Source organism: Janthinobacterium sp. BJB426 (genome assembly GCF_002735705.1).
Lineage (GTDB): Bacteria > Pseudomonadota > Gammaproteobacteria > Burkholderiales > Burkholderiaceae_D > Janthinobacterium.
The window spans coordinates 101,081-119,508 of sequence record NZ_PDZL01000006.1 but is presented as its reverse complement, the minus strand read 5'-3'; the positions used below and the strand labels follow the sequence as shown (position 1 = coordinate 119,508).

The 18,428-nt window shown below is 60.9% G+C and carries 18 protein-coding genes; 1 reads left to right on the top strand and 17 read right to left on the bottom strand.

All coding sequences use genetic code 11. The features are described 5' to 3' along the window. Positions 1-44: 44 nt before the first annotated feature. The 7 genes from CSQ93_RS12220 to rpsO form a co-directional block, all read right to left on the bottom strand. Positions 45-806: a GIN domain-containing protein gene (locus CSQ93_RS12220; RefSeq protein WP_099378289.1), complete on the bottom strand. Its 762-nt coding sequence runs from the start codon at positions 804-806 to the stop codon at positions 45-47. A gap of 109 nt (positions 807-915) precedes the next feature. Next, a complete protein-coding gene (locus CSQ93_RS12215; RefSeq protein WP_099378288.1) occupies positions 916-1,125 on the bottom strand; it encodes a hypothetical protein in 210 nt (69 codons plus the stop codon). A gap of 153 nt (positions 1,126-1,278) precedes the next feature. Continuing rightward, positions 1,279-3,228, bottom strand: a complete 1,950-nt coding sequence (locus CSQ93_RS12210; protein WP_199534380.1) for a methyl-accepting chemotaxis protein — start codon at positions 3,226-3,228, stop codon at positions 1,279-1,281. A 121-nt stretch (positions 3,229-3,349) separates the two neighbouring features. Continuing rightward, complete coding sequence (locus CSQ93_RS12205; protein ID WP_099378287.1) at positions 3,350-3,646, bottom strand: hypothetical protein; 297 nt, start codon at positions 3,644-3,646, stop codon at positions 3,350-3,352. 9 nt (positions 3,647-3,655) lie between these two features. After that, positions 3,656-4,351, bottom strand: a complete 696-nt coding sequence (locus CSQ93_RS12200; RefSeq protein ID WP_099378286.1) for a hypothetical protein — start codon at positions 4,349-4,351, stop codon at positions 3,656-3,658. A 213-nt stretch (positions 4,352-4,564) separates the two neighbouring features. Continuing rightward, the gene (pnp, locus tag CSQ93_RS12195; protein WP_010399742.1) at positions 4,565-6,682 is read right to left on the bottom strand and encodes a polyribonucleotide nucleotidyltransferase; all 2,118 of its coding nucleotides are present in this window, start codon (positions 6,680-6,682) and stop codon (positions 4,565-4,567) included. A 220-nt stretch (positions 6,683-6,902) separates the two neighbouring features. Then, positions 6,903-7,172 (bottom strand): 30S ribosomal protein S15, encoded by a 270-nt coding sequence (gene rpsO / locus CSQ93_RS12190; RefSeq protein ID WP_010399743.1) that lies wholly within the window; start codon positions 7,170-7,172, stop codon positions 6,903-6,905. Positions 7,173-7,357: 185 nt separating this feature from the next. Here rpsO and bamE point away from each other — a divergent pair, with 185 nt between their 5' ends. Continuing rightward, a complete protein-coding gene (bamE, locus tag CSQ93_RS12185) occupies positions 7,358-7,855 on the top strand; it encodes an outer membrane protein assembly factor BamE domain-containing protein (RefSeq protein WP_099378285.1) in 498 nt (165 codons plus the stop codon). Positions 7,856-7,866: 11 nt separating this feature from the next. Here bamE and CSQ93_RS12180 read toward each other — a convergent pair whose 3' ends face one another. The 10 genes from CSQ93_RS12180 to CSQ93_RS12135 all read right to left on the bottom strand — a co-directional run bounded on the left by CSQ93_RS12180 (position 7,867) and on the right by CSQ93_RS12135 (position 18,056). Continuing rightward, complete coding sequence (locus tag CSQ93_RS12180; protein WP_099378284.1) at positions 7,867-9,411, bottom strand: 2-isopropylmalate synthase; 1,545 nt, start codon at positions 9,409-9,411, stop codon at positions 7,867-7,869. Positions 9,412-9,459: 48 nt separating this feature from the next. Then, complete coding sequence (pssA, locus tag CSQ93_RS12175; RefSeq protein ID WP_099378283.1) at positions 9,460-10,311, bottom strand: CDP-diacylglycerol--serine O-phosphatidyltransferase; 852 nt, start codon at positions 10,309-10,311, stop codon at positions 9,460-9,462. A 157-nt stretch (positions 10,312-10,468) separates the two neighbouring features. Then, entirely contained in the window at positions 10,469-11,224 is a 756-nt protein-coding gene (locus CSQ93_RS12170; protein WP_099378282.1) for an SIMPL domain-containing protein, read from the bottom strand. A 110-nt stretch (positions 11,225-11,334) separates the two neighbouring features. Further along, positions 11,335-12,090, bottom strand: coding sequence for an SIMPL domain-containing protein (locus CSQ93_RS12165; RefSeq protein ID WP_099378281.1), 756 nt, complete (start codon positions 12,088-12,090; stop codon positions 11,335-11,337). 206 nt (positions 12,091-12,296) lie between these two features. Further along, the gene (locus tag CSQ93_RS12160; protein ID WP_099378280.1) at positions 12,297-13,535 is read right to left on the bottom strand and encodes an MFS transporter; all 1,239 of its coding nucleotides are present in this window, start codon (positions 13,533-13,535) and stop codon (positions 12,297-12,299) included. A 239-nt stretch (positions 13,536-13,774) separates the two neighbouring features. Beyond that, a complete protein-coding gene (locus CSQ93_RS12155; RefSeq protein WP_099378279.1) occupies positions 13,775-14,185 on the bottom strand; it encodes a hypothetical protein in 411 nt (136 codons plus the stop codon). Next, the gene (locus tag CSQ93_RS12150; protein WP_233516155.1) at positions 14,178-14,525 is read right to left on the bottom strand and encodes a hypothetical protein; all 348 of its coding nucleotides are present in this window, start codon (positions 14,523-14,525) and stop codon (positions 14,178-14,180) included. The genes CSQ93_RS12155 and CSQ93_RS12150 overlap by 8 nt, the downstream gene beginning before the upstream one ends. Positions 14,526-14,740: 215 nt before the next feature. Beyond that, positions 14,741-15,757 (bottom strand): ketol-acid reductoisomerase, encoded by a 1,017-nt coding sequence (gene ilvC, locus CSQ93_RS12145; RefSeq protein ID WP_034750044.1) that lies wholly within the window; start codon positions 15,755-15,757, stop codon positions 14,741-14,743. 74 nt (positions 15,758-15,831) lie between these two features. Continuing rightward, entirely contained in the window at positions 15,832-16,323 is a 492-nt protein-coding gene (ilvN, locus tag CSQ93_RS12140) for an acetolactate synthase small subunit (RefSeq protein WP_010399754.1), read from the bottom strand. A gap of 2 nt (positions 16,324-16,325) precedes the next feature. Further along, on the bottom strand, positions 16,326-18,056 hold the full coding sequence (locus tag CSQ93_RS12135; protein ID WP_099378277.1) for an acetolactate synthase 3 catalytic subunit: 1,731 nt from the start codon (positions 18,054-18,056) through the stop codon (positions 16,326-16,328). Positions 18,057-18,428: the final 372 nt, after the last annotated feature.

Below are 18,428 nucleotides of genomic sequence, written 5' to 3'. Positions count from 1 at the left end.
GACTACTTATTATTGTTCTGCCGAAGGCCTGTGGCAGGATGCTTTTACTTCCAGCTGACTTTGCCCAGGCCCTCGACGCTGACATCGCGGTTGGCTGGCTTGCCGTACACCACCACCGAACCGAGCCCGCTCAAGTTCAGCTTGGCATTCGTATGGGCATTCACCGTGGCGTTGCCAAGGCCGCTCAATTCCAGGTTGACGGCGTCGGCTTCGAATTGCTGCGCATTCAGGCTGCCCAGGCCGCCCAGGCTGGCTTTCAGGAGTCGTCCGCGTCCGCCCAGCACGACCGAGCCCGCGCCCTGCAAGTCCAGCTCGGCCCGCTCATTGTTGCCTATCCATAGTTGCATGCTGCCCACACCGCCCAGACTGGCATTGAGCTTGCGGTAGTCGCCCACCAGCTTGATGCTGCCCGCCCCTTCCAGCGACAGGGTCAGTTCCTCGCCCTTGAAACCCGTGATATCCGTGCTGCCAAAGCCTTCCGAACTGACTTCGCGCAAATTCGGCAGCACCAGGTCGGCGCGGATCGATGAAGGGCCGATCTTGAAGCCGCGCACTTCCGTTTCGATGTGCAGGGTATCACCGCTTTGCGCCGTGCTGACATCGGCGATATAGCGCTTGTCGGCCGTAATGCTCAGCGAAGGCACGTTGCCCTGGCGAATGCGTACTTCCATCACGCCATCGAGCTTGACGCGCACCACGCGGGCGTCGATGTTGCGCATTTCCAGCAGGCGGGTCTCGGCGGCCGCGCCGCGCACCAGGCCCAAAGTCGCCAGGAACAACAGCGCCAGTTGCAGTGTCTTTTTCATGTAGTGCATCCTCGGTATCTTGTTTTTATGTCTCGCGGCGCCCTCGTGGGGCTTGCGCGCATCGCCACTGGCTGCCACTGTAGCAGCAGCAAAAATTGCTGACAATCAATTATGCGAAACGGGCTTTTTCGGTAACGCTCAGGCGCTTGGCCTTGACCACCACCACGTGCATGGCAGCCGTGTCCGCTGGCGCGGCCAGGGTGGCCGTGGAACTGGCCACTTGCAGGGCCGGGGCGGCCGGGGCAGTGGCGTAGCAGCTGGCGCCGAGCAGGATGGCGGCGGCAACGGCGATGACTTCCATGTTTTTAGCGACGTTCATGTGAATCTCCTCGGGTGTCTGGCAGTGGGCTTGCGGTATGGTGTGACTATAGCCATACCGCCCCCGGCAGACACGCCGATTGCGACGAACTGCGCTTTTGGCAGGCTGGCCTGACAAAAACGCGGATGAACGTGCAGATCGCTACTCGTCGTCTTAAAACTCTTCCCACTCGTCGGCGCCGGACTTGGCCGCCTTGACGGACTTGGCCGGCGACGGCGCGCGGACCGGCGCACGCGACGCAAGGACACGAACGGCTGGCTTCGCCTTGAGGCGCGTCACGGGCGCGGATGCCGCGGCAGGCGCATCACCCAGACGGAACATGCCGACGGCTTGCGCCAGATCCACGGCCTGTTCCTGCAGGCTTTCCGCGGCGGCGGCGGCTTGCTCGACGAGGGCCGCATTTTGCTGCGTCATGGTATCCATGTGCGTGACGGCCGTATTGATCTCGCCGATGCCGGCGCTCTGTTCGCGGCTGGCCACCGTGATCTCGCTCATGATGGTCGTCAATTGCTGCACCGACGCCACCACCTGGTCCATGGTCTGGCCCGCTTCATCGACAAGGCGCCCGCCGGCATCCACTTTCTCCACCGAATCGCCAATCAACTCCTTGATTTCCTTCGCCGCGCCAGCGGAGCGTTGCGCCAGGTTGCGCACTTCGGACGCCACGACGGCAAAACCCCTGCCCTGCTCGCCCGCGCGCGCCGCCTCGACGGCCGCGTTCAGGGCCAGGATATTCGTCTGGAAGGCAATGCCGTCGATCACGCCGATGATGTCGACGATTTTGCGCGAGCTTTCCTGGATGCCGGCCATGGTGCCCACCACCTGCTGCACCACCCTGCCGCCCTTGGCCGCCACTTCCGAGGCGGACATGGCCAGCTCATTGGCCGCATGCGCGTTTTCCGCATTCTGCTTGACGGTCGACGTCAGCTCATCCATCGAACTGGCCGTTTCTTCCAGCGCCCCCGCCTGCGCTTCCGTGCGCGAGGACAGGTCGGCATTGCCGGCGGCAATATCGGCCGATTCGCTGCGCACCAGGGTGCTGATGCTGCGGATCTGCACCAGCACGGTGGCAATCTTTTCGACGAACAAGTTAAATGCCTTGGCGATCTGCGCCAGCTCGTCCGAACCTTGCGCGTCGAGGCGGCTGGTCAGGTCTCCATCGCCCGTGGCGATCGCTTCCATCGCATCGCGCACCAGGCCCAGGCGGCGCAAGGCGTGTGCCACCAGCACGCTCAATACCGTGGCGGCCAGGGCCAGCACCAGCAAGGCCGTCAGGGCCGACGCGCGCAGCATGGAGGTCAATGCCTGCGTCGCTTCTGCGCGGTCGAGCACGGTAGCCAGCAGCCAGTCGCTGCCCGGCACTTTACTCACATGCAAGATGCCATTGCGTTCGCCCAGGCGAATGGCGGCGCCGTCACCGCTCTTTTCGATATCGGCCAGCGTCTGCGCACTGAGGCCAGGGTCCAGCTCGGCCAGGGGCTTCAGGGTCAGCTTGCCGTCCGGGTGGGCGATGATCTTGCCGCCGCCATCGACGAGGAAGGCATAGCTGGACGCCGTCGGCTTGATCGAGGCGACGTTTTGCACCACCGCATCCATCATCACGTCGGCCGCCATCACGCCCGTCACGCTGCCCTTGCCGCCCAGCGGCTCGGCAAACGTCACCACCAGCTTGCCCGTGCTGGCGCCGATATACGGCGCCGTAATGATGGGGCCGCCCACCTCGGACGCCAGCTTGTACCAGGGGCGCGCCGTGGGATCATAGTCGGCGGCGCGCTTGCGCTCCTGCGAAAAGACGGCGTGCTTGTCGGCAAAGCCGATATACGCCATGTCGAAGGTACCGGCCTGCTCGGCCGCCTTGAGGGCCGGCAGCGGGTCGGCCGCCGTGGCGCCCTGCTTGAGCGAGCCGACGACGGCCTGCTTGGAACGCAGCCATTCGGCGATGGCTTGCGCGTGGCTGTGCGACAACTGCAGCATCTGCGTGTCGAGCGCAGCCAGGGTGCTGGAGCGCGTCGTGAAGAAATTGGCGATGGCGACGGCCAGCATGGCCAGCACGACGATGGAAACGGCGATGGCGATCAGCCGCGCCTTAAGGGAGGACAACATGGTGCATCCAATAAAAAAGAGAAAATCGGGAGGGATGCGCCATGGTCGATGAATAAGATTTTGTCGTCAAGCAATACTGACAGTCAATTACCCATAAACAACAATTGATACCATATATTAATTACAGCTCGCCGCGCAGCTTGCGCAGGGCTGGCGATTCGCCGCCCGTGGCCTCGATGCGGAAACGGGCAAATGCCTGCTCCAGCTCGGGGTACTGGCGCAAGCCGCCTTCCGTAAAATAACGCCCGCCGGGGATATCGCCCCACGGCAGGGGCGTCGTCAAGGCCCCGCTGCCCGCCAGTGCCAGCAGCGGCTCGAGCGCGCTGCGCAGGTCGGCCACCTCCCCGTCGGCCGACGCCAGGCGGGCCAGCCATTGTTCCAGTTCGGCGGCATGGGCTTGCAAACGTTGTTGATCCATTATCACTCCTCAATTCTTGATCGTGCCGATCAGCACGGGCGCCGACCACAGGCTGCGGTTGGGCAGCAGATATTGCTGTGCCCCGCCACGGCGCCGCACCAGCCCGCCCAGCTCTTGCGTCGGCGCCACCTGGCTGACGAACACGTTGACAGTCCCCTTGGGCATGATCTGATACACATCATACAGCGGCGCCTCGCTCTTCAAGGGCAAGCCGAAACAGTCGGCCAGGCTGGCACACTGGCCCGAGGCCTGCTGCAATTGCGCGCTGGTGGTGAAATATGGCGAGTACGGCGACACATTCTGGCCATGCGGCACGATTTTTACCAATGCGGCCGACATGGCTTGCAAGTCGGGCAAGGTACTGCCGGAAGCGAGCTGCTCGACCGCGCGCGCGTAAATCGTCTCGGCCGGGGCGGCAGGATCGGCGGCGCGCAGTTCGCGCAGGAATTGCTGGCCCGGCGCGCTGTCCAGGTAGGGATCGATGGCTACGCGCTGCAAGCCCGCCGTCCTGAAGGTGCTGAGGTCATTGATTTCGCGCGCATGCACGGCGCGCAAGGTGTCGAGGTCTTGCGCCGGCATGGCCGCGGACGCGGCGGCGATGGGGATGGGCAACGGCACCGGCGTCGGTGCGCTGTCCAGCTGCGCCCGGACACCGGGCGCGACGGCAAGCAGAAAGGCGGCGGCCAGCCCGCAGAATGTGCGCATGCTGCATCTCCTTGGAAGACTCGTTCAGGGGAATATCCCCTCCCGAATCTACAAGGCGCGGCGGCGGCCGATACGCGCTGCATCAAGATCGATGCACAATCCGGCATCCACCTTCGATACAGCGCAAACAAGGCGCAAAAAAACCGCCAGGGCTTGCGCGCTGGCGGTTTTGATCATGCGGCCGAGGCCGCAGTCAGGCGAATCTGAAGGAAATTAAGCGGCTGGCGCTTCGTTGCCTTCGGCAGCTTTCATCGACAGTTTCAAACGGCCGCGGTCGTCCGTTTCCAGAACCTTGACGCGGACCAGCTGGCCTTCTTTCAGGTAGTCGGCCACGGCGTTGACGCGCTCGTTGGCGATCTGCGAGATATGCAGCAAGCCGTCCTTGCCTGGCATGACTTGCACGATGGCGCCGAAGTCCAGCAGTTTCAGCACGGTGCCTTCGTAGGTCTTGCCCACTTCGACGGAAGCGGTCAGTTCTTCGATGCGGCGCTTGGCTTCCTGGCCGGCAGCAGCGTCGACGGAAGCGATGGTGACCACGCCTTCGTCGCTGATGTCGATCTGAGTGCCCGTCTCTTCGGTCAGCGCGCGGATCACGGCGCCACCCTTGCCGATCACGTCACGGATTTTTTCCGGGTTGATCTTAATGGTGATCAGACGCGGTGCGAAATCGGACAGTTCGGTTTTGACGTGCGGCATGGCTTTTTGCATTTCGCCCAGGATGTGCTCGCGGCCTTCCTTGGCTTGCGCCAGTGCCACTTGCATGATTTCCTTGGTGATGCCCATGATCTTGATGTCCATCTGCAGCGCCGTGATACCGTTGCGGGTACCGGCTACCTTGAAGTCCATGTCGCCCAGGTGATCTTCGTCGCCCAGGATGTCGGACAGCACGGCAAACTTGCCGCCTTCCTTGATCAGGCCCATGGCGATACCGGCCACGTGTTCCTTCATCGGCACACCGGCGTCCATCAATGCCAGGCAGCCGCCGCACACCGATGCCATCGACGAGGAACCGTTCGATTCCGTGATTTCCGACACCAGGCGCACCGAGTAGCTGAACTCTTCAGCTGCTGGCAGGGCGGCGATCAGCGCGCGCTTGGCCAGGCGGCCGTGGCCGATTTCGCGGCGTTTCGGCGTACCGACGCGGCCCGTTTCGCCGGTGGCGAACGGAGGCATGTTGTAATGCAGCATGAACGAATCGGTGAACTCGCCCATCAGTGCATCGATCTTCTGGCTGTCGCGGGCGGTGCCCAACGTTGCCACGACCAGCGCTTGCGTTTCGCCGCGCGTGAACAGGGCCGAACCGTGGGTGCGTGGCAGCACGCTGGTGCGGATCGAGATCGGACGCACGGTGCGCGTGTCGCGGCCGTCGATGCGTGGCTCGCCGTCCAGGATTTGCGTACGCACGATTTTTGCTTCGATGTCGAACAGGATGTTGTTCACTTCAGCGCTGTCTATGGATGCGCCGCCGGCAGCAGCCGCTTCAGCCGACAGGTCGGCGATCACTTCCGACGTCGCTGCTTTCAGCTTGGCCGTACGCTCTTGCTTGTCCTTGGTTTGATACGCGTCATTGATCTTGGCGTTGGCGAAATGCGCGACGCGGGCGATCAGTGCTTCGTTTTTCGGCGCAGGCGCCCATTCCACTTCCGGCTTGCCGCCGTCACGCACCAGGTCGTGAATCGCGTCGATGACGACTTTCATCTGGTCGTGGCCGAAGACCACGGCGCCCAGCATGATTTCTTCGGACAGCTGTTTCGCTTCCGATTCGACCATCAGCACGGCCGTTTCGGTACCGGCGACAACCAGGTCCATTTCCGACGTTTTCAGTTGCTGGACGGTCGGGTTCAGGATGTACTGGCCATTCGCGTAACCGACGCGCGCGGCGCCGATAGGACCGTTGAAAGGCACGCCCGATACGCACAGGGCAGCCGAAGCGCCGATCATGGCGGCGATGTCCGGATCGATTTCCGGGTTGACCGACAGCACGTGAATGATGACTTGCACTTCATTCAGGTAGCCTTCCGGGAACAGCGGACGGATAGGACGGTCGATCAAACGGGATGTCAGTGTTTCTTTTTCGGAAGGACGGCCTTCGCGCTTGAAAAAACCGCCCGGGATTTTACCGGCAGCATAGGTTTTCTCAACATAATCAACCGTCAAAGGGAAGAAATCCTGGCCTGGCTTGGCATCTTTGCGTGCCACTACCGTTGCCAGAACGACGGTATCTTCGATCGACACCAGCACTGCGCCGGATGCCTGACGTGCGATTTCGCCGGTTTCCAGGGTCACTTGGTGTTGACCGTACTGGAAGGTTTTCGTAACTTTGTTAAACATGGGGTATCCCTTTTCTAATTGCCGACAGATTTTCAGGGGCTGTCGTTCACCTCACCACAGGCGGCAGAAACATCGTTGCCACCTTTACTACTTTACTTTTAAAACATGATATCGGTAGAGAATACTGCACTTACCGATAAAAATCCGGAATTCAAATGACAAAATGCCCGCGTCAGCGAACTGGCGCAGGCATTTCTGTATAAACCTTGTACGGCAAAAATTACTTGCGCAGACCAAGTTTAGCGATCAGGTCGCGATAACGGGTAGCGTCTTTAGCCTTCAGGTAGGACAACAGGCTCTTACGACGGTTGACCATCATGATCAGGCCGCGGCGGGAGTGGTGATCTTTCGAGTGGGCTTTGAAGTGGCCGTTCAGTTCGTTGATGCGAGCTGTCAGCAGTGCAACTTGCACTTCAGGGGAGCCGGTGTCGTTTTGACCACGTGCGTTGTCCGCGATGATAGCGGCTTTGTTGATGTTTTCTACTGTCATGATAAACCTTTCACATGCGGTGCACAGAGTCTGAACCCTATCCACCGTGAACTACGATTATTAAAATACTGGCCTATGCTTCCAACCAGACGCGCAAGTATATCGGAAAAATGCCCGCCTGTATCCTGCCGTGCGCGCTTTTCTCGGTGCATGATAGGGTTTTCCTGCATTTCAGGAGGTCAACCATGAATAAACTGCTCAAATCAGCAACACCGCTGCTGTTTGCCGTGCTGGCCGGCTGCGCCAGCTGGAACGTCCCGCCGCCGCAGCCGGGTGAACCGCGCGCCGCCGTGGAAGCGCGCCTGGGCCGGCCAAGCAATATCTATCAACTGCCCACGGGTGCGGAACTCGAATACGCGACGGGTCCGTACGGCCAGTACACGTATATGGCCCGCTTCGGCCCCGACGACAAGTTGATTTCCTACGAGCAAGTGCTCGACACGCCCGGCTTTGCCCGCATCAAGGTGGGCGTGTCGACCCAGCAAGACGTGCTGCACACCCTGGGCCGCCCGACGGAAACCTCGTATCTGTCGCTGCCGAAACTGCACGTCTGGTCTTACCGCTACAAGGAATCGGGCGTGTGGGATTCCATGATGCACGTGCACTTCGACCATGACGGCATCGTGCGCATGATGATGAACGGACCCGATCCGGCCAAGGAAGAGCGGCGCTTCTTCTGGTAGTTAGCGCCCCCTCACGGCTGGGGATCGATCCGCTCATCCTTGGCGTGTAATTTGTTCAATGCCGACAAATACGCCTTGGCCGACGCCACGATGATGTCCGGGTCGGCGCCCACGCCGTTGACGATACGCCCGTCGCGCGACAGCCGCATCGTCACTTCGCCCTGCGACTGCGTGCCAGTGCTGATGGCATTGACGGAGAACAAGACCAGCTCCGCGCCGCTGGCGGCCGCGCTTTCGATGGCGTTCACCGTCGCGTCGACGGGGCCGTCGCCCTGCCCTTCGCAGCTGCGCTGCACGCCGCCGACGAGAAATTCCACGCGCGCATGGGGCACGGCGCCCGTCGTCGACTGCTGCGTCAGGGAAATGAAACGGTAGTGCTCACTCTCCTGCGCCTGCTGTTCCTCGCTGACGAGGGCCATGATGTCTTCGTCGAAAATCTCGGATTTCCGGTCCGCCAGCTCCTTGAAGCGCAGGAAAGCCGCGTTGACTTCCCCCTCGGATTCCAGCGCGATACCCAGCTCGTGCAGCCGCTGCTTGAAGGCATTGCGCCCCGACAGTTTTCCCAGCACGATCTTGTTGGCCGTCCAGCCCACGTCTTCGGCGCGCATGATTTCATACGTTTCCCTCGCCTTCAAGATGCCGTCCTGGTGGATGCCGGACGCGTGCGCGAAGGCGTTCGCGCCGACGACGGCCTTGTTCGGCTGCACGGCAAAGCCCGTGATCTGCGACACCATTTTGGACGCGGCCACGATCTGCGTCGTATCGATGCCCACCGTCAGGTTGTAATAGGCGGCGCGCGTGCGCAGCGCCATCACCACCTCTTCCAGCGCCGTGTTGCCGGCCCGCTCGCCGAGGCCATTGACGGTACACTCGATCTGCCGCGCGCCGCCGATCATGACGCCGGCCAGCGAATTGGCCACAGCCAGGCCCAGGTCGTTATGACAATGGACAGACCAGATGGCTTTATCGGAGTTTGGTATGCGTTCGCGCAAGCGCTTGATGGTGGCGCCAAAGATTTCCGGCACGGCATAACCCACGGTATCGGGGAAATTGATGGTGGTGGCGCCCTCGGCGATCACGCCTTCCAGCACGCGGCAGAGAAAATCCTCGTCCGAGCGGCTGCCGTCTTCGGGGCTGAATTCGATATCGTCCGTGAACTGGCGCGCGTAGCGCACGGCGTTTTGCGCCTGCATAAGCACTTGCTCTGGCGTAATGCGCAGCTTGATCTGCATGTGCAGGGGCGAGGTGGCGATAAACGTGTGGATGCGCTTGCGCTCGGCCGGCTGCAGCGCTTCGGCGGCGCGGGCGATGTCGCGGTCGTTGGCGCGCGACAGCGAGCAGATGGTGGACTCGCGCACGGCGCCGGCAATCGCCCGTATCGACTCGAAGTCGCCCTGCGAGGCGGCGGCGAAGCCCGCTTCGATCACGTCGACCTTCAGGCGTTCGAGCTGCTTGGCGATGCGCAGCTTTTCCTCGCGCGTCATGGAAGCGCCCGGCGATTGCTCGCCGTCGCGCAAGGTGGTGTCAAAAATGATGAGTCGGTTGCTGGTGCTCATGGCTGCTCCTGGCTGGCTGAAGACTGGCGACGCTACCGACTCAGCGCATCAATGCTCGGGGTCGGTCTGGATGATGCTGACGGGCTTGCCCTTCGCCATGCGCCAGAAAAACACGGCGTAGCCGGACAGGCCATAGGCGACGAAAATCGGGAACAGCACTTTCGGCGGGTCGATGGAAATGAGCGCGAAGAACAATGCCAGCAGGAATACCACGATGAAGGGCACGGACTTGCGGAAATTCACATCCTTGAAACTGTAGAACGGCACGTTGGTGACCATCGTCAAGCCGGAGAACAGGGCGATCGTCCACGAGACCCAGGCCAGCTGGTTGCCGGCAAATTCCAGGTCGTTCATCAGCAGGATGAAGCCGGCCACCATGGCGGCGGCCGCCGGGCTGGGCAAGCCCTGGAAGAAGCGCTTGTCGACCACGGCGATATTCGTGTTGAAGCGGGCCAGGCGCAAGGCGGCGCCGGCGCAATACACGAAGGCGGCCAGCCAGCCCAGCTTGCCCATGCCGCGCAGCGACCATTCATAGATCACCAGCGCCGGCGCGGCGCCGAACGAGACCATGTCGGACAGGCTGTCGTACTGGGCGCCGAATTCGCTCTGCGTATTCGTCAGGCGCGCGATGCGGCCGTCGAGGCCGTCGAGGATCATGGCGATGAAGATGGCCCAGGCCGCGTGTTCGAATTTCTGGTTCATGGCCATGACGATGGCGTAGAAGCCGCAAAACAGGGCTGCCGTCGTGAAGGCATTCGGCAACAGATAGATGCCGCGGCGGCGCAAGGTTTTCTTGCCAGTACCCTCGGTCACCGGCTGGCGCACGAATTTGCTGAAGCGGGACGCTTTGGATGCTGCGGGAGTGCCGTTCTTGCCTCTACGACGGGGGAAGTTTGCCATGTTGTTCCATATCTTGTGTACTGCGGGGGATTCGGTGCCAGATGGCAGGCGCATTCGTCTTGCGGCATGCGCCTGCCGATGTTGCCATTATAGAGGAGCCACCGCCAAAGAAAAGCGCGGCGGCGTCAAGCCGGCAATATTGACGCCTGCTCAAGCATTATTTGAACTTGATCTTGGCCACCAGGCCCATGTTGAGGGTCGTTTCGCCTGCCTCGAAGCTCGGCTCAGCCACCTGGTTGCCGCCATAGCCCATGGAGTCGGCGCTCATGTTGCGCGCGCCGGCCACGCTGACGCGCTGCGCGTAATTGCCCGAGCCTTCGAAATCGATGGTGTCGATCACGGCGTCATTGACGTTGCGGCCCATGGCGCCGGCGATGGCAGCCACGCGCTCGTTGAGATTCTTGTAGGCGGCGGCGATGCGCTGGTCGTCGAGCTTGCGGATGGTGGCGGGCGCCAGGCCGAAGTTCAGGCGGTTCAGGGTCAGTACGCCTTGCGCCGCGGAAACGGTTTTCGGCAAGGCAGCCAGATTGGTCGTCGTTACCTGCAGATACTGACCCACACGCCAGCCGGTCGGCACTCTAGGCTTGGCCGCGACGCCTGGCGGCAGGGGCGCCGTTTCCGGGTACACGGCATACGTGTAGTAGCCCTGGGTCTTCAGCACGGCTTGCGGATCGGCTTTCTTGACGATGGCCGCGCCCTGGTTCATCTTCTGGTTCACGCGCGAGGCGGCGGCAACCTTGTCCTTGTCCTGCTCTTCGATGGCCAGGGTGACAGTCACCTGGTCGTTCGCATGCACCACTTCGCCATTCGCGGGCACCACCACGAGGGTGCCGGAAGTGGGCAAGGTTTGGGCTTGGGCACCCAGGGCAATGGTAGCGGCGGCGGCAGCCAGCAGCGATTTCATGACGGTCATAATGTTCTCCTGGAAAATAATGGGGCAAAAACAACCATGGGGCCAACAGCCCCATGATTATTAAAACATTTCAATGTGGAATACTTCCACATTGGCGAGCTTACTTGTGCTTACTTGAACTTGACCTTGCCGACGACACGCATGTCGAGCGTCGTTTCGCCCGGCTCGAAGCTCGGTTCTGCAACGGTGCTGTCTTCGGCCATCTTGGCGCTGCGCATCATCATCGGTGCGGCGGCAGCACGGTTTTCGGTGACATAGTTGCCCGAACCTTCGAAGTCCACCGTATCGAGCACGGCGTCGGAAACGTTGCGGCCCATGGCCTTGGCGATGGCGGCCACGCGCTCGTTCAGGTTTTTATACGTGGCGGCGATGCGCTGGTCGTCCAGCAGGCGGATGGTTTCCGGCTTCAGGCCGAAATTCAAGCCATTCAGGGTCAGCACGCCTTGCGCCGCCGACACGGTTTTTGGCAAGGACGCCAGATTGGCCGTCGTCACTTCCAGATACTGGCCGACACGCCAGGCCGTAGGCAAACGCGGCTTGGCCACGGCGCCGGCCGGCAATGGGCGCTCTTCCGGGTACACGGGATAGGTGTAGTAGCCGTACGATTTGAGTGCCGCCGACGGGTCGGCCTGCTTGACGATGGCGATGCCCTTGTTCATCTTCTGGTTGACTCTCGACGCGGCGGCAGCCTTGTCCTTGTCCTGTTCTTCGACGGCCAGGGTAGCGACCACCTGGTCATTGACATGCTTGACTTCGCCAAATGCGGGTACGACCACCAGAGTGCCGTTGGTTGGCAAGGTTTGAGCTTGTGCGCTCAGGGCAACGGTCGCTGCGGCGGCAACAAGGACGGATTTCATCACGGTCATGGGGGTACTCCTAGGTAGTTAATGTGGCTGACAGCCAGCGAAAGGGACGCTTTTGCCGTCCCTTTCGCCTGAGAAACTTGTCAAACTGTGTAGATTCTAACGCCTCATTCATTCCTGTGGCGCAAATTAACAAATCGTCACAAAATGTGCTTGCCAGTCACATCTGCTCACATTTCAACACACTGTCATCATAAATAACAATGTTATTAGTGGCCTACGACTGCGCCACCGCTGCGCCGGCCCGGCTTGAAACTGTGGCGGTGCGCGCGCCAGGCGATGGTCAATGCCACCAGCAGCAAGGCCAGCATGGCCCACGGGAACGATGCCGCGCCATAGCCGTCGAGCAGCAAGCCGCCCGCCAGGCCGCCGCCCGCGATGGCCACGTTCCAGATGGTCGCCACCATCGCTTGCGCCACATCCATGCCGTCGCCGGCCGCGTCCGCCGACGCCGTCTGCAGCAAGGTGCCGGCGCCGCCGAAGGTGATGCCCCAGATGGCCATGCTGACATAGATCACGGCAGGCGAGTCCATCGCCAGGCCCAGCGCCACCATCACGAGGGCCAAGGCGGCGATGCAGCCCAGCACGAGCGGACGCAGCCAGCGGTCGATCAGCTGGCTGACCAGCCAGATGCCGGCCAAGGAACCCACGCCATACACGAGCAACACCAGGTCAACGCGGGGGCGCAAGCCGGACGGCGCCAGGAACGGCGCGATATAGGTATACAGAATGTTATGCGCCAGCATCCAGGCGACGATGACAAACAGAATCGGCCGCACGCCCGGCGTCAGGAACACCTGGCGGATCGACAGGCGCTCGCCATTCTTTTGCCCAGGGTAATCGGGCACAACCAGCAACACCCACGCGACCAGCACCACGGCCAGGCCCGACATGATGCCGAAGATGCTGCGCCAGCCCAGCACGCCGCCCATCAGGGTGCCCAGCGGTACGCCCAGCGACAGGGCCAGCGGCGTGCCGATCATGGCAATGGCCATCGCCCTGCCCTGCTGTTCGACGGACACCATGCGGCGCGCGTAGCCCGCCATCAAGCCCCAGGCCAAGCCTGCGGCCATGCCGGTGACGAAGCGCGAGGCTAGGGCGACCATATAGTTGGGCGACAGGGCTGTCGCCGTATTGAAGATCAAGAAACCGATGATGGCCAGCAGCAAGACATTGCGCCGGCGCCAGCCACTCGTCAGGGCCGTCAGGGGAATCGCCGTCAGGATGGAACCGATGGCGTAGACGGTCACCAGTTGGCCCGTCATGACTTCGGAAATATTGAGGTCACGGGCAATCTGCGGCAGCAAGCCGGCCGGCAAGGTTTCCGACAGGAGGGCGAGAAACGCCGTCATGGCCAGGGCCAGCAAGGCCAGGACGGGAAGCCGTTCGGAAATGGAAGATTCGGCAGTGCCCGGCATGGGTACTGTGGCGGTAATGCGGTCAGTCATAGGGGTCCTTCAGGTTGCGCAAGCGGCTGATCAATTAGCGCCTGGCGTGCTACAAAAGCGGTGATGCGCGTTGCGGTCGGCAGATACCGAAACAGATGCAGTCCACAGGAAACTGCAAAGGAAGGGCGGAATTATATAGGAATATAAAAAGACAGGAGGCGGGCGAAAAACGGGCGGGCAAGAAAAAGCCAGGCCTCCTTGCGGCGGCCCGGCATTGTCCGGCAGGCGATGCGCCCGGCTCAGGCCGGATTGACGACCCGAGGCCCGGCTTGCCGCAGCAAGCAGCCGCCCAGGACCGCAATGCCCAGCAGGACGGCGGCGCCAGTCAGATAGCTGTCAAACATGTCCATGCTTCCCGGCGGCATGAGTTTCATGACATCGTCGCTGCCGAACATGCATGCGGCGCACAGCACCAGGAAGGCGGTAAAGGCCGCGGCGGCCAGCAGCACAATGCCGGTATCGCGCCGCCACTGGGCAAACCCGCTCAAGGCCAGCCCGACCAGCATGGCCACGGCGCCGCAAGCGGCCATGACCGCCAGCATCGTCAGCTTGCCGCTGACTTGCCGCTCGGCCAGGAAGGCAAACAAGGCGATCAGATAGACAAACATGCCGGCAAGCGACTTGAAGGCAACGCTGAAAAATTTACGCATCGTTCGCCGCCAGGCGCGGAGAAAAGTAGGCGTTGGCTTGCGGACGGAACAGGAAGTAGGCAATCACGGCCAGCATCAGCACGCCAGGCACGAGCATGATCTTCACGGGCGACGTGAAGAGGGCCACGACCAGGCCGAACACGCTCCAGCCCAGATACAGCGTCCGCGCCCATTTATGCCCCTGGCGAATGGCAATGCCCGAGATGAATGCAACGGCAAGGCCCAGGTACATGACCCCATACTGCAGCGGCACCGACATGCCGCTCTTGGCCATCAGTTCCTTCGTGATCGGGTTATCCATGTTGATGTAGCTGGAAACGAGCGAGATAAGTGCCGTCACGATTAAAAACCAGCCGATGATATTGACAGAGGTGGGACGATTGCTCACTTTTTGATTCCTATCGGAAATTAATTGAGTGGCAATAATACAGATGAGAAACTCCTGAATATACGCACATACTCACGGCCAGCCCGCCACGGTGCAGCACGTGGCATCAAATGGACGAAAAAAAGCCGGCTTGCGCCGGCTTTTCATGGTGAATCAGCAAAAAATGCTTAGTTCTTCGACTGGTCGACCATCTTGTTCTTGGCGATCCAAGGCATCATGGCGCGCAGTTTCGCGCCCACTTCTTCGATCTGGTGCTCGGACGTCAAACGGCGGCGCGAGATCAGGGTCGGTGCGCCTGCCTTGTTTTCCAGGATGAAGCTCTTCGCGTATTCGCCCGTTTGAATGTCTTTCAGGCATTGACGCATCGCATCCTTGGTGGCCGACGTCACAACCTTAGGACCGGTCACGTATTCGCCGTATTCGGCGTTGTTCGAGATCGAGTAGTTCATGTTGGCGATGCCGCCTTCATAGATCAGGTCGACGATCAGCTTCAGTTCGTGCAAGCACTCGAAGTAGGCCATTTCAGGCGCGTAGCCCGCTTCCGTCAGGGTTTCGAAACCGGCCTTGATCAGTTCCACGGCACCGCCGCACAGCACGGCTTGTTCGCCGAACAGATCCGTTTCGGTTTCTTCACGGAAATTCGTTTCGATGATGCCGGCACGGCCGCCGCCGTTGGCCGAGGCGTACGACAGGGCGATATCGCGGGCGATGCCCGATTTGTCCTGGTACACGGCGATCAGGTGGGGCACGCCGCCGCCCTGGGTGTAGGTGGCGCGCACGGTGTGGCCTGGGGCTTTCGGCGCGACCATGATCACGTCCAGATCGGCGCGTGGCACGACTTGGCCATAATGCACGTTGAAGCCGTGGGCGAAGGCCAGTACGGCGCCTTGCTTGGCAAACGGGGCGATGTTTTCGTTGTAGACCTGGGCGATGTTTTCATCTGGCAGCAAGATCATGATGACGTCGGCCGCTTTCACGGCGTCGTTGACTTCCGCCACTTTCAGGCCAGCTTGCTCGACCTTGGTCCACGAAGCGCCGCCCTTGCGCAGGCCGACGGTGACGTTGACGCCCGAGTCGTTCAGGTTTTGTGCGTGCGCGTGGCCTTGCGAACCGTAGCCGATGATGGCAACGTTTTTGCCTTTGATCAAGGAGAGGTCAGCGTCTTTGTCGTAAAAAACTTTCATGGTATTTCCTATAATTTGATGATGCGTTGTTGTTTTAAATGCGGCCCTTGGGCCGCGTAGTGCTGCTTCTATTTTTATACTTTGAGGATGCGTTCGCCGCGGCCGATGCCGGAACCACCCGTGCGGACGGTTTCCAGGATGGCGGCGCGGTCGATCGAATCGATGAACGCGTCGAGCTTGACCTTGTTGCCGGTCAGTTCGATCGTGTACGTCTTTTCGGTGACATCGATGATGCGGCCACGGAAGATATCGGCGGTGCGCTTCATTTCCTCGCGCTCCTTGCCCACGGCACGAACCTTGATCAGCATCAACTCGCGTTCGATATGCTGGCCTTCGGTCAGGTCCACCACCTTCACCACTTCGATGAGGCGGTTCAAGTGCTTGGTGATCTGCTCGATGATGTCGTCCGAGCCGCTGGTGACGATGGTCATGCGCGACAGGGTCGAGTCTTCCGTCGGCGCCACGGTCAACGTTTCGATGTTGTAACCGCGTGCCGAGAACAGGCCCACCACGCGCGACAGGGCGCCCGCTTCGTTTTCCAGCAAGACAGAAATAATATGGCGCATGATTAGAGGTCCTCCGAGCCGAGCATCATTTCTGACAGGCCTTTGCCGGCTTTCACCATGGGCCACACGTTTTCGGACTGGTCGGTAATGAAGTTCATGAATACCAGCCTGTCTTTCATGCCAAACGCCTCTTTCAGGGCGCCGTCGACGTCGCCCGGTTTTTCAATTTTCATGCCCACGTGGCCGTACGCTTCCGCCAGCTTTTCGAAGTCGGGCAGCGAATCCATGTACGACTCGGAATAGCGCGAACCATAATCGATTTCCTGCCACTGGCGCACCATGCCGAGGAAACGGTTGTTGAGCATGATGATCTTCGGCGTCAAATGATACTGCTTGCACGTCGCCAATTCCTGGATGCACATCTGGATCGAGCCTTCGCCCGTGATGCAGGCAACGGTGGCGTCCGGATTGGCCATCTGCACGCCCATGGCGTATGGCAAGCCGACACCCATGGTGCCCAGGCCGCCGGAATTGATCCAGCGGCGCGGCTTGTCGAAGCCATAATATTGCGCAGCCCACATCTGGTGCTGACCCACATCGGACGTGATGAAGGCGTCGCCCTTGGTGATCTGGAATACCTTTTCCACCACCGCTTGCGGCTTGATGACCAGGTCGGAGGTCGGGTATTTCAGGCATTCGCGGCCACGCCATTCGGCGATCTGCTTCCACCAGTTGCTCAAGGCGTTGACGTTCGGCTTGGCTTCGGCCGCGTCGAGTTGCGCGAGGAACTCGATCAGCACGTCCTTGACGTTGCCGACGATGGGGATATCGACCTTGACGCGCTTGGAAATCGACGATGGATCGATGTCCACATGGATGATCTTGCGCGGATGCGAGGCGAAATGTTTCGGGTTGCCGATCACGCGGTCATCGAAACGGGCGCCGATGGCGATCAGGACGTCGCAGTTCTGCATCGCCATGTTCGCTTCATAGGTGCCGTGCATGCCGGGCATGCCGACATACTGCTCGCTCGAGGCGCGGTAGCCGCCCAGACCCATCAAGGTGTTGGTGCACGGGAAACCCAGGCGGTCGACCAGCTTGTTCAGCTCGGCCGAGGCATTCGCCAGGATCACGCCGCCGCCCGTGTAGATCATCGGCCGTTCGGCTTGCAGCAACAGCTGCACGGCCTTGCGGATCTGGCCCGAGTGGCCCTTGTCGACGGGACGGTAGGAACGCATCTCGACTTCCTTCGGATAGTCGAAATGGCATTTGTGCATGCTGATATCCTTGGGGATATCGACCAGCACGGGTCCCGGACGGCCGGTACGGGCGATGAAGAAGGCTTTCTTGATCGTCGCTGCCAGGTCCTTGACGTCCTTGACGAGGAAGTTGTGCTTGACCACGGGGCGCGTGATGCCGACCGTGTCGCATTCCTGGAACGCATCCTGTCCGATGGCGTGGCTCGGCACCTGGCCGGAGATCACCACCATGGGAATCGAGTCCATGTACGCAGTGGACAAGCCCGTGACGGCATTCGTGACGCCCGGACCGGACGTGACGATGGCGACACCGACTTTGTTCGAGCTGCGCGAATAGGCATCGGCGGCGTGGATCGCGGCCTGCTCGTGGCGTACCAGGATATGCTGGAATTTGTTTTGCTGGAAGATGGCGTCGTAGATGTAGAGTACGGCTCCGCCCGGGTATCCAAAGACGTGCTCGACGCCCTCTTCAGCCAGACAGCGCACGACAATTTCTGCGCCGGTAATGGGTCCTGCTGCTGCTTCGGTATTCATGAAACATTCCTTTCAAGGTCCATTGGAGATTGATCGGATGTTCTTTCCTGACGAAGTTCGCCGTGCGCGACAGTGCTCCTGCTTCCCTTTTCATGCGGTCACGACATTTCTTTGGGCACCCATAGATACCTTACAAAACAACGCTTAACGCAACTCGTTTGGCCGGAGTTTCTGTGGCGCCTGTACGAACCGCTCGCGCTTGTGGCGCGGGTTAGAACAAACTGCCTACAAATGAAAGCGCGTCTTGCCGCGGATGGCCTTGTGTGCCGGTCGCGACCTGACCATAGGGCTTTGGGGTGTTCAAAGCGTCCCATACGTTATCGCGTCGCACCATTATGGTCAAGGAAAATGTCAGCCGAAAGGCCATTTTGC